Origin of the sequence: uncultured Clostridium sp. (assembly GCF_937920395.1) — a bacterium.
Lineage (GTDB): Bacteria > Bacillota > Clostridia > Clostridiales > Clostridiaceae > Clostridium_AD.
Genome location: NZ_CALEVF010000368.1, coordinates 1 through 11,821 on the forward strand (window position 1 = coordinate 1; position 11,821 = coordinate 11,821).

General features: G+C 30.3%; 13 protein-coding genes and 2 riboswitches. Of the genes, 8 read left to right on the forward strand and 5 right to left on the reverse strand.

What is annotated here, in order from left to right; genetic code table 11:
* Positions 1-1,770, reverse strand: a 1,770-nt coding sequence (locus Q0649_RS21455; protein ID WP_298846709.1) for a sigma 54-interacting transcriptional regulator, incomplete at its 3' end; no start/stop codon positions are given.
* A 231-nt stretch (positions 1,771-2,001) separates the two neighbouring features.
* Here Q0649_RS21455 and Q0649_RS21460 point away from each other — a divergent pair.
* Both Q0649_RS21460 and Q0649_RS21465 read left to right on the forward strand, forming a co-directional pair.
* Positions 2,002-2,259, forward strand: coding sequence for a hypothetical protein (locus Q0649_RS21460; protein ID WP_298846711.1), 258 nt, complete (start codon positions 2,002-2,004; stop codon positions 2,257-2,259).
* A 187-nt stretch (positions 2,260-2,446) separates the two neighbouring features.
* Positions 2,447-3,037, forward strand: coding sequence for a biosynthetic peptidoglycan transglycosylase (locus tag Q0649_RS21465; RefSeq protein WP_298846713.1), 591 nt, complete (start codon positions 2,447-2,449; stop codon positions 3,035-3,037).
* Positions 3,038-3,125: 88 nt separating this feature from the next.
* On the opposite strand, the gene Q0649_RS21470 is transcribed toward Q0649_RS21465, so the two are convergent.
* On the reverse strand, positions 3,126-3,290 hold the full coding sequence (locus Q0649_RS21470) for a hypothetical protein (protein WP_298846715.1): 165 nt from the start codon (positions 3,288-3,290) through the stop codon (positions 3,126-3,128).
* A 582-nt stretch (positions 3,291-3,872) separates the two neighbouring features.
* On the opposite strand from Q0649_RS21470, the gene dnaK reads away from it, so the two are divergent.
* From dnaK to Q0649_RS21490, 4 genes are read left to right on the forward strand one after another with little or no spacing between them, the layout of a single operon-like run.
* Entirely contained in the window at positions 3,873-5,660 is a 1,788-nt protein-coding gene (gene dnaK / locus Q0649_RS21475) for a molecular chaperone DnaK (protein WP_298846716.1), read from the forward strand.
* A 40-nt stretch (positions 5,661-5,700) separates the two neighbouring features.
* The gene (locus Q0649_RS21480) at positions 5,701-6,519 is read left to right on the forward strand and encodes a DUF5685 family protein (RefSeq protein WP_298846719.1); all 819 of its coding nucleotides are present in this window, start codon (positions 5,701-5,703) and stop codon (positions 6,517-6,519) included.
* Positions 6,519-7,184 (forward strand): DnaJ domain-containing protein, encoded by a 666-nt coding sequence (locus tag Q0649_RS21485; RefSeq protein WP_298846721.1) that lies wholly within the window; start codon positions 6,519-6,521, stop codon positions 7,182-7,184. Before Q0649_RS21480 ends, Q0649_RS21485 begins: the two co-directional genes overlap by 1 nt.
* Positions 7,185-7,214: 30 nt before the next feature.
* Positions 7,215-7,625, forward strand: coding sequence for a hypothetical protein (locus tag Q0649_RS21490; protein WP_298846724.1), 411 nt, complete (start codon positions 7,215-7,217; stop codon positions 7,623-7,625).
* 57 nt (positions 7,626-7,682) lie between these two features.
* Here the strand turns inward: Q0649_RS21490 and Q0649_RS21495 are convergent, their stop codons facing one another.
* Entirely contained in the window at positions 7,683-8,330 is a 648-nt protein-coding gene (locus Q0649_RS21495) for a cell wall hydrolase (protein ID WP_298846726.1), read from the reverse strand.
* Positions 8,330-8,458: riboswitch (cyclic di-AMP (ydaO/yuaA leader) on the reverse strand. Its footprint overlaps the gene before it by 1 nt.
* Before the next feature lie 442 nt (positions 8,459-8,900).
* Complete coding sequence (locus Q0649_RS21500; protein WP_298846729.1) at positions 8,901-9,728, reverse strand: polysaccharide deacetylase family protein; 828 nt, start codon at positions 9,726-9,728, stop codon at positions 8,901-8,903.
* A gap of 304 nt (positions 9,729-10,032) precedes the next feature.
* Here Q0649_RS21500 and Q0649_RS21505 point away from each other — a divergent pair, with 304 nt between their 5' ends.
* Positions 10,033-10,500: an S-ribosylhomocysteine lyase gene (locus tag Q0649_RS21505; RefSeq protein WP_298846732.1), complete on the forward strand. Its 468-nt coding sequence runs from the start codon at positions 10,033-10,035 to the stop codon at positions 10,498-10,500.
* 75 nt (positions 10,501-10,575) lie between these two features.
* Here the strand turns inward: Q0649_RS21505 and Q0649_RS21510 are convergent, their stop codons facing one another.
* A complete protein-coding gene (locus Q0649_RS21510; protein WP_298846734.1) occupies positions 10,576-10,764 on the reverse strand; it encodes a Spo0E family sporulation regulatory protein-aspartic acid phosphatase in 189 nt (62 codons plus the stop codon).
* A 173-nt stretch (positions 10,765-10,937) separates the two neighbouring features.
* Positions 10,938-11,021, reverse strand: a riboswitch (cyclic di-GMP riboswitch).
* 236 nt (positions 11,022-11,257) lie between these two features.
* Between Q0649_RS21510 and Q0649_RS21515 the strand changes: the two genes are divergently transcribed.
* Positions 11,258-11,614 (forward strand): hypothetical protein, encoded by a 357-nt coding sequence (locus Q0649_RS21515; protein WP_298846737.1) that lies wholly within the window; start codon positions 11,258-11,260, stop codon positions 11,612-11,614.
* The last annotated feature ends 207 nt before the right edge of the window (positions 11,615-11,821 follow it).

Here is an 11,821-nt window from a genome sequence, read left to right on the forward strand (position 1 = left end):
TATATCTAAACTATTATTTATTTCTTTAGCAAGTATTTTAGCAACTCTGTATTCATTATGATATTCATTTTTAATATATTCCAATTGAGAGTTTATAATTGTTTTTCCTGCTTTTAAACGGTCATAAGTAGAATTTAGATGAACTGCTATACAATAATAAAAGTTTTCTTTTAAATTTTCTATATAACTTTTAGCTATGTTAGTTACATTTTCAACAACCCTTAATACTTTTTCATCAACTATATTCTTTAGCTCTTCTTTAGAGAAAAAGGTATTTGACTCTATATTTTTAGCAAATCTATTTAAATCAAATTTCATTTTATTCCATATAATTTTATTTATTTCCTTTTTATTAAGTCCTTGTTTTTCAAGGTGATAATATTTTTCTTGTATATTACTATATATTTCATCAGGCAATATATATCTATCATCTCTTAATTTTTGGGAACTTACATTTCCGGGATTAACAACTAAATCATCATTACATATATCATCTGTTATTGAATTCCTGCTTGCAACGCTGAGTATTCCCAGAGGTACATGATCTGGTAAATCTGTTATTTCAATAACAACGGCTAAGTCATTGCTCAGTGAATTAAGGAAACCTCTCGCGCAGGCTACTTGAATATCACTTCTTAACTGGCCTATATTACCTGGGCAATCATATAATAGCAATGATCTAATAACATAAAATTTAATAGTAAGTTCTTTTCCAACTCTTTGAGCCTCTTGAGAAAAGAAATTTTCAATTAATATGTATCTTTCAGTAATTGGCCTATCATTAATTGAGGGGAGAGCAATTATCATTGGAATCCTTCTTCTAAAAGTTAATAATAAAGAGGATTCTGGATCCTCTGTAGTTGCTGCAGTTATCATAACATTTGCCGTTCTACTATTTTCTGTTTCGCCTAGTCTTCTATATTTCCCCTTATCTAGCAAATGAAATAATATTTCTTGACCTTCATTAGGTAACCTATGCACTTCATCTAAAAATAATATACCGCCATTAGCTTTTTCTACTATGCCGATTTTATCAGTATTTGCACCAGTGAACGCACCTTTTACATATCCAAATAATTGAGATAGAAGTAATTGGGGATTCTCTGCATAATCTGCACAATTAAATACTATAAAAGGAGCATTCTTATTAAAATTAGAGGAATTAATTGCAAACTTATACATAGCTTCTGCAAAAAAACTTTTTCCTACTCCAGACGGCCCAAGTATTAGTGTATGGAGTCCATGTGGTGGATATAAAATTGCGGCTTCTGCTTGCCTTACTTGATTCCGGAGTGATCCATGATATCCTATAATCTCTCTTAAATTATTAGTTTTAGCTTTTTTATATAAATCTTTTCCAGTAGCTACTTTATTGTTGGTTACATTTTCTACAACGTCTACAATAACATCTTCAACAACATTTTTATCGTTATCTACATTATTGCTCGAAACCAATAAATCAATTTGTCGTCTTATTTGAGTGACGGAGTACCTGGAGATATCATATCCAATGTCCAAAAGTTTTTTACTTAACATATTATCTGATATTGGTTTTTCAGGTGATAATAGTTTTTCGTCAGTAATAATTTTTTTTATATCATTACGTAAAAGTTCATCTCGCCTTTGGTTAGAATTAGGTATATTTTTTTCTTTCCTTAATTGAGTTATATATGCTCTAGTAGTGTTTACTTTTTTTGCAATATCCTTATCAGTTAAGGGTATCTTTTTATTTTCAGTTTCAATTAGTTCAAGTATTGTATTTTCAATCACAATGTATACCTCCAATAAACCACTTATTCCTATTATGTTAATTGTATTCGATTTCTGATATCGTTTCAATATAAAAAAATGTTATTGATATAATATAATTACATTTATTCAATAAATTGATGATAATAATGTAGTATGATTTTTCTATTCATATAATGTTATTAAAAAACACATGACTTTTACATAGTTTAATGCTATATTTTATTAAAGATAATTTAAGGAGGAGTTGTAATGTTTGTTGATAACGATAAAGACAATAAAATACATGATTTAGAATATGAACTAAAAGAAATGAAATTACAATATGAATTAATGAAATGCAACTCAAATAAGGAGCTTAAAGAATATCAAAATAGAAACAAAATATTAAGTTCAAAGCTTTTAACTAGAGATGAAAAAATTATTATATTAGAATCTAATAGGGATACAACGGAGTTATACATAAAGTACCTAGAAAAAGAAGCATCATCTAATGAGAGAGTTTCATAGGAGTTATTATTGGTATTTTACTAAGAGTAAGTCATTCTTTGTGTGATAGGAGGACTTTATGCAGAGATTAAAAAAAGGTATGTTAAAATTTATCATATTTATATTTATAGTTTTTAGTATTAGCTGGTTTGGCTTAAAGTATTATTTTAGTCATGTTAACAGAATTACAGATAAGGTACGTAGTGATGTGCTCACTGAGGTGAAAGCACATAATAGTCAATTATTATTGTACAACGATATACCGCAGATGTATAGAAAGGCCATTGTATCAACAGAAGATCGAAGCTTTTTTACAAACAAAGGGTTGGATGTCAGAGGAATCACACGGGCAGTGTTTGTGAATGTTAAAAGTGGACAAGCGATTCAAGGCGGGTCTACAATTACGCAACAGTTAATTCATAACACTATTTCACGGGATACATCAAAATCCCTAATGTGGAAATTACATGAGAGTGTCTATGCAATTGGTCTGTATGATACGATGAATAAGGAAGAAACATTTGCTTTTTATACCAACATCATTTACTTTGGGCATGGGGCTTACGGATTGTATCAAGCATCGCAGACTTACTTTGGAAAAGCTCCATCTGAGTTAAACGCAGGAGAACTGACCATGCTTGCCGGTCTTCCGAATGCTCCAAGTGTTTATGATCCATATAAAAACAGAACACTTGCAATAGAAAGGCAACATATTGTAATTGGAAATATGGTTAAAAACGGTGTTATTAGTGAATTTCAGGCTAAGCAGATTACTAGTCAACCAATTGTACTTAAGTAAACAAAAAAATAAAAAAACATCTAATATTTAGATGTTTTCTAAAGGTTTAAAGTGATGGAATAAATAATTCCATCACTCTTTGTATGTATTATTTATTAAATAATACGTTGCCAAAGTGCATGTTAGTTACCTTATTTTCTATCTCTATTCCTTCACATTCCATCTTTAGTAATGTCATTTCTTTAGTGAATTCTATTAGTGCAAGTGTTATTAACACAATACCTATAAATCCTATTATTATATCTGATCCCATAATTTTTTTCATCTCCTAAAACAACTCATAATTTCAATCTATGGCAAAATTATACTATGATATATAGGGGACAAGCAACTTCCAAAATAGGCGCATAATACGTTTACTTATGTAAAATCATTTGAAATGATATTAATTGCTCCCATAAACTTATACTATTAGGAAATTTTTATATTTTAGTCGCAGTTAATATTATGTTAATATTAGTAATATATAATAAAGAGTATAATATAGAAGAAAGAAGTCTATTGGATGCTGATTCTTAAAAATATTGTAAAAGAATATACAGCAGGACATTTTTCCTTGTTTTTAATGCACAAACACTTATTGTAGGTCTTATTTCTGATATAATAGGGTTCTGCATCATTTGTGTCTTAAGCATTTTCAAACTGCATGTCGCTTCCATACTGGTTATTGTTATCATCAGCATGGGAAATCACTTTATGGCAGGTCTTATTCCTTACATAATTGCAGCAAAGGAAGATTATTTTATCACATTAAAAAGTGATTAATGAATATAAAGATTTATCGAAACCATACGTTATTGAAAGAAAATATTTTTAATATAAAGGAGAGAACATTATGTCTAAAGTAATAGGTATTGATTTAGGTACAACAAATTCTTGCGTTGCGGTAATGGAAGGTGGGGAGGCTGTCATAATTCCTAATGCAGAGGGTGGTCGCACAACTCCATCTATAGTTGCATTTTCTAAAACTGGTGAGAGGCTAATAGGTGACCCTGCAAAACATCAGATAGTTACTAATCATGAGCGTACAATAAGTTCCATCAAGCGTGAAATGGGTAGCGACTATAGGGCTAATATTGATGGAAAAAAATATTCACCACAAGAACTTTCTGCAATGATACTTCAAAAACTTAAAACAGATGCAGAAAGTTATCTTGGCGAAACTGTAAGTGATGCTGTAATTACCGTACCTGCATATTTCACAGATGCACAAAGGCAAGCAACTAAAGATGCGGGTAAAATTGCTGGATTAAATGTACAACGAATTATTAACGAGCCTACAGCGGCTGCAGTTGCTTATGGTGTAGATAAAGAAACACCTCAAAAGGTCATGGTGTACGATTTTGGAGGAGGCACATTTGATGTGTCTATACTTGATATCAATAATGGAGTTATTGAAGTACTTGCGACTGCAGGAAATAATCGGTTAGGCGGCGATGATTTTGATAGCTGCGTGGTTGATTATCTTGCAAGCGAATTTAAAAAGGAAAACCATTTTAATCTTAAAAAAGATCCTACGGCTATGCAACGAGTAAAGGAAGCTGCAGAGATAGCAAAAGTTGAACTTAGCGGTATGACATCAACTGAGGTGAATCTTCCCTTTATTACATCGATTAAGTCAAGCCCAGTACATATGAATATTACACTTACAAGGGCAAAATTTGATGAGCTTACAATGCAACTAGTAGAGGCAACAATGGATCCGATGCATCAGGCAATGAATGATTCTGGTCTCAATATATCAGAAATCAGTAAGGTTTTACTTGTGGGAGGATCCAGCCGTATACCAGCAGTGCAAGAGAGCGTTAAAAAGTTCATAGGCAAAGATCCATTTAAAGGTATTAATCCAGATGAATGTGTTGCAATGGGTGCTGCTTTTCAAGCAGGAGTGCTTGTAGGTGTTGTAAAAGGATTGTTACTTTTAGACGTAACACCACTTTCCCTAGGTATTGAAACTATGGGTGGAGTTTTTTCAAGAATTATTGATCGTAACACAACGCTTCCAATAAAAAAGAGTCAAATTTTCACTACAAGTGGTAATTTTCAAACATCTGTTGAAATTCATGTTTTACAGGGTGAACGTGAAATGGCAAAGAGCAACAAAACATTAGGTAAATTTAAATTAAAAGGTATTCGTCGTGCACCAAGAGGTGTTCCACAAATTGAGGTATCATTTAGTATAGATGCAAATGGTATTGTAAATGTATCTGCAAAAGATTTGGGAACTGGAAAAGAACAAAATATTAATATTACTGCTACCTCAAACCTTAGTCAGTCCGAAATTGATCAAGCTATTCTTGATGCAAAGAAGTTCTCGGTTGAGGATACAAAAAATAAAGAAGAAGCCACAATAAAAGATCAAGTGGAACAGGTAATTTATAAGGCATCGACACTTATGAAAAAGCTCGATAAAAATGACAGTTCAGTACTTAAAGAATCTGTTAAAAATACTAAAAAAGTATTAAAGAGCAAAGATAAAACACAAATGGTTGAAGCCTGTAATGATTTATCCAAAGTGGTAGAGGAAATGGAACAGAAACTTCCACATGATGATATTTCAAATACCACAAGTAATAATGAAGACAATAAAGATAATAAAAACAATGAGGATAATGAAAAATAATAGTTGTAGGTGAAGTATATAAATAAGGCGGTTGAATAGTATGTTTGGTTATGTAGTGGTAAATGTGGATAAGGTAACACTTGAAGAAAAAAATCGATATAGAGCCTTTTATTGTGGATTATGTAAGACTCTAGGAACACGTCACGGAATAATAAGCCGTTTCACACTTACTTATGACATGACTTTTCTTGTCTTATTTCTTTCTGCACTTTATAAGAAAGATATTGTAATGCAAACTGAGTCTTGCATCATTCATCCTTTGAAGCCACATAAATATTGCATGAATGAAATAGTAGAGTATGGCGCTGACATGAATATTGTACTTGCCTATTACAAGTTTCTTGACGATTGGACAGATGATAAGAATATATTATCACTCAGCGCTGCAAAACTGTTTGAACGTCAATATAAGCGAATTGAAGGGCAATATCCAAATCAATGCAAGGTAATTAGCAAATGTCTTTGTGAGCTTTATGAAGTAGAAAAATCAGGAGAGACTAACCCAGACGTTCCTGCAAATTGTTTTGGGGAACTGATGGGCGAAATTTTTGTTTTAAGAGAAGATGAATATGCTAAAGAATTACGAGCATTTGGAACATCGCTAGGTAAGTTTATTTATATAATGGATGGTTGTATGGATTTAAAGTCTGATATAAAAAATGAGCGATATAATCCGATGATTATGTCATCATCTGAAAACTTTTATGACATTCTAAATCTGCTTATGTCTGACTGCATCGAAAATTATAAAAAGTTGCCAATTAGTCAAGATAAGGGATTGATTGAAAATATTCTATATTCAGGTGTTTGGACAAAGTATGAAGCAGAAAAAAACAAGACAAAAGGGGTGCACAAATAATGATATCTGATCCTTACGAAGTGCTTGGTGTTTCTTCAACTGATTCGAAGGAAGAAATTACTAAAGCTTATCGCAAACTAGCGAAAAAATACCATCCAGACTTGAATCAAGGAGATGCTAATGCTACAAGAAAAATGAGTGAGATTAACGCTGCTTATGAACAGATAAAAAGAGGGAAAGCTTCTCCTAATAGTTCTGGAGGAGCTTCTAGTGATCAAAGTTCATATGGTAATGGTAACAGTTCTTATGGAGGAGAGAACCCATTTAAAGATTTCAACCCTTTTGAAGGGTTTGGTTCTTTCAATGGTGGTCAAAATCGAAGACATGAATATTCCGAATTTGATTCGGTTAATAGCTATTTAGATGCTGGATATTTTAATGAAGCACTCAATGTGCTTAATGATATTACAACTAGGGATGCAAAGTGGTACTATTACAGTGCAATTGTAAATTCTGGTTTAGGAAATAAAATTACAACATTAAATAATGCAAAAACAGCAGTGCAAATGGAACCAAGTAATCTTGAATATCAAAGATTGTTAAGTCAAATACAAAATGGTGGCCGTGCATATCAAAGGCAGAGCCAGGACTTCGGCATGCCAACAATTAGTTTTAATAAGATATGTTTAGCTATTTGTTTTGCAAAAATATTCTGTGGGTGCTGATTACAAAAGTATTAAAAAGGAGTGAGTGAGATGGGAAATTTTAAAAATAAGTTAGCACAATTTATGTATGGAAGATATGGTACAGATCAATTGTATATGGCTTTGATTGTTCTATATTTTGTTTTAATAATTGTCAATGCTTTTATTAGTTCTGCTATTATTGGCGTTTTGATGTCGGTTATTTTGATTTTGATTATTTTCAGAGCATTATCTCGAAATATTTACAAAAGAAAAATGGAAAATGATAAGTTTATGAAAATTTTTAAACCTATTAAAGCGAAAGGAAATTTTGAGATTCGCAGAATAAAAGAAATTAAAACACATCGTTTTCGCAAATGTCCACATTGCAAGAGGATGCTTCGTTTGAAACGAGTGAGGGGAAAGCATACAGTTAAATGTCCTAGCTGTAATAAAGAATTTGAAATGAGAATTATAGGGTAAGTAAAAAAATAAGAACCTTTTTTATATTTAATATAAAAAAGGTTCTTATTTTTAGGGTTACATAAATATCATATTACCTATTTTTATGGAACCTGATTTTCTAACACCATTATTAAAAAATAATGCATTCTTTACTGGATTAGTTCCATTAATTGCTGCAAGTGCAGCTTTAACGTCGCTTGCTGGTGCAGATCTTCTAATATTGCGATTTTGTACACAAGTAAATTGATAACTACCCCTATACTTTTGATTAATTACACCGCTAATTGAATTTGGGAACCTGCTGCTCTTAACTCTATTCATAACTACTGCTCCTACAGCAACCTGAGCTTTATATGACTCTCCTCCTGCTTCTGCAGTTATTAATCTAGCTAGCAAATTTAAATCACTTGCTGTGTATTTTTTTGAAGACGATACAACCTTTTTTGGACTAGATAAACTTTTTTTAACAGTTGAGCTAGTTGTTACTGAAACCTTGAGAACTTGCCCAGGAAAAATAGAATTATTCCATTTGTTATTAGCTTTCCTTAGAGTAGTTAATGATTCTTTATACTTTAGCGCTATTTGCGATAAGGTATCTCCTCTTTTCACGGTATAATTCTTAGTTAAGGTAGCTGCAAATATATTTTGTGATGAAATTATTGAAATACCAATTGCTAATGCTGATGTTAAAAAAACTGATTTATGACTTTTAAAATTAATCATTTTTCCCTCCTAATGCCTCCCAGGTTAGTTGACGGGTTAGGGTAGAGGTACCCTACTTTATGAATCAAAGTTTCACCCCAAATATAAACCCCCGGTACTTCTTTTAGAAGATTCGGCTACTCAGCTATAATAATACAACCTATAAAAAATGTCAATTTAGGATATTTAAAGATCTAAATGAAGTTTATGTACAAAAATAAAATAATATGTTTACTCCGATCCTCGTAGCGAGGGGGATTAAGAGGAGCTTGGAATCGTTATCATGAGCTATTATAGCCAATCATATGGATAATCATTCAATAATTGTTAACATATTAAAAAGAGCTAAGAATAACTTTTGATAATAAATATACTTTTGTTTTTATGTAACTAGGTTTAATAATTGTAATATCTCGCTAATTACTTGTACTCATGGATTAAAGCTTATTTAAGCTATTTGTAATATATTCCAATTAACAAAAAATTATAGTTCGAAATTAAATCTAATTCCGAACTAATTAATTGTTAGTTGTAAACTTTTTGTGAATAGGACATTAACCTATGATTTATGCTGCTTTTTTTATGTGGTCTTTAATGAAGCAGTTTAAATGAATAATTTTGAGATCTTAAATATTCAATAACTTGTGGTAAAGCTTGGACAGTTGTTGACTTCGTAGAAACATCATGCATTAAAATAACTACATGTTCTTTTCCTTTAGTATGTTTTTTAAGGTTATTTAGTAATTTACATTTTGGAATATTGAGTCCCTCTGCATCACCAGTTAAATCATTCCAATCAACATAATTATACCCTTCATTATTAATTGAATCTCTAAAAGGTCTTAATTTTTTACCAAAGGACCCACCTGGAAATCTTACTAATTTAGTTTTGTAATTGCTACCAAGTATTGATTTTAATATGGTATTACATTTGTTAATATCGTTTATAAAAGTGTTAGTGTTAGAGTAAATATAATTATAATCGTGTGAATATGAATGGTTACCAATAGATTGTCCATCAGCAAATTCCTGCCTTACCAAATCGGGATAATCTTTTGCCATACTACCCACTATAAAAAAAGTTGCCTTTACATTATATTTATCTAAAGTTTTTAAAATAATAGGAGTATTGTTAAAAGAAGGTCCATCATCAAAAGTAAGGTAGGCTATCTTATGCCCATCTGGTCTATAAATGTGGTTATAAAAATCTATATTTGAAGGTTTTAAATGCACTTTTGGGGGTATTACTACAGTCTTTTTTAAGTCCGTTTCTGCATTAGCAGGAGAGGCACTATTTATTTCACCAGTATTATTAATATTAAATATTAAATATGACAGAATAACTAGAACTGCTATTATCATTATTATTATTATTAAACTAAACTTTCTTCTTTTTTTTGTTACTTTTTCAAGTTTCATCACAATTTATCACCCATCATTTTATATTTTAACTTTAATAATGCTTATTTACATATTGTATCATAAAAAACTAAAATACAACCTAAATATCTTATAATGTCGTTTTTGTGTCATGAAAAGAAGTTAACCACAAAATAATAGCGTTTTTTAGCCTATAATTGGAATTGAGTAAATAACTTTTTTATTAAAATTATTTGAGGTAAATATTAAATATTCAATATGCAATATGTTATAATGGTGTATAGCATATTGCAGAGAAATGGATTATTTTGAGTTGCGTAATAAAGATTAGGAGGAGATAATAATGGAAATAATATCAAGTTTTCAAGTTAATCATATTAAGTTATTAAGAGGTTTTTATGAATCAAGGATAGATGGAGATATCATTACTTATGATCTTAGAATGAAAGAACCTAATAGAGAACAAGTTATGTCAACAGGTGCTTGTCATACTATTGAACATATAGGGGCTACATATCTAAGAAATAAAGATATAGCTAAAGATGTTATCTACTTTGGACCAATGGGGTGTAGAACAGGTTTCTATATGATTATGAGGAATATAGATAAGACAAAGGGTATTGAGGTAGTAAAAGATATGATGAAATTTATAATAGCATTTGAGGGAGAGATACCTGGAGCACAACCTGATCAGTGTGGTAATTATTCAGATATGGATTTAATAGGAGCAAAGAAAGATGTACAAGAATATCTTGATACTCTTCTTAATGCAACTTCTTTAAATGTAAATTACCCAGAATTAAAATCTTAAAAATTTAATAGAATATACAAATTAGAAAGATACATAAATTATATTGTGTATCTTTTTTTGTATGATCTATTTTAATTATTGTAATAGAATCATATATTTAACTATGAGTATATCTAATTGTTGGCTTACATTTAATCGTTTTGAATTTATTTCAATATCATCAATGTCATAAATTGCATAACACATTTCATTTAAAACATCTCTTAATATATTAATAGAGTTCTCGAGTTCCTGCTGATATGAAAGTTTAAAGGTCTCTTCCATAGTGAAATACCTCCTAATTAGTTAGTTTAATACGTTAGTTAATATTTTACATTGTAGATTAACAATTAAATTTTTTAATCAAAAGTACATTCGATACTTTATATACTAAATTATATGTATTCATGGGTTTTATAACATTTAAAATAAGAAAGTAAAAAAAAACAACCTGTTTACACAGATTGGGTAGGTTGCATCATAAACTCCATACATTCCAGATGCCCAATTACAGAATGTACTTCTTCATTCCCCTAAAAATAACATATTAATATAACTATTCTATATTGTGCGAGTAAATACCTTTTATTTAGGCATATTATTTTACACTATATTCCGACATATAATATTATATACTTAGATTATATGGTTTTGAAGTAGCATTTTAAGTGGATATTTAACTTAAGGATATTCCTATATTATTTTATGTCACAGTTTGACTTTAGCTGAATAACTTATAGTAGCAGTTTGAATAATGAGACTGCCAGGAGGTAAAGAGATGTATAGTTATTGGAAGGCTCATATTATCAAAGATGATGAATGTAAAAAGCAGGGTAGACATGAATATAACAAAGGGGAAAAATACGAATGTAGTAAATGTGAAAAGCGTAAGAAACCAGAATGTGATAAGTGGGATAAATATGAATGTGAAAAGCATGAGGAACATGAATGTAATAAATATAAGGAACATGAGTGTAATAAGCATGAGGAACACGAATGCAAAAAATGTAAGGAACACGAATGCAAAAAATGTAAGGAACATGAATGCAAAAAATGTAAGGAACATGAATGCAAAAAATGTAAGAAACACGAGTGTAATAAGTGTAAGAAACATGAGTGTAACAAATGGGGTTAATCTTCTTTAAAAGCTGGACAAGATATAAAGAAATTTATAAATAAATCTGTTGTTTTATTTATGAATTATTGATATAGATATTAATAAGCTGCCTTACAAAAGGTAGCTTATTTTTATAAAGTACAAGTTTTAAATATTATTAATGAAAAAAGTAAACATATGCTTTATAATATAAGTAGATTATTAACGATCTAAAGAAAGGAAGAA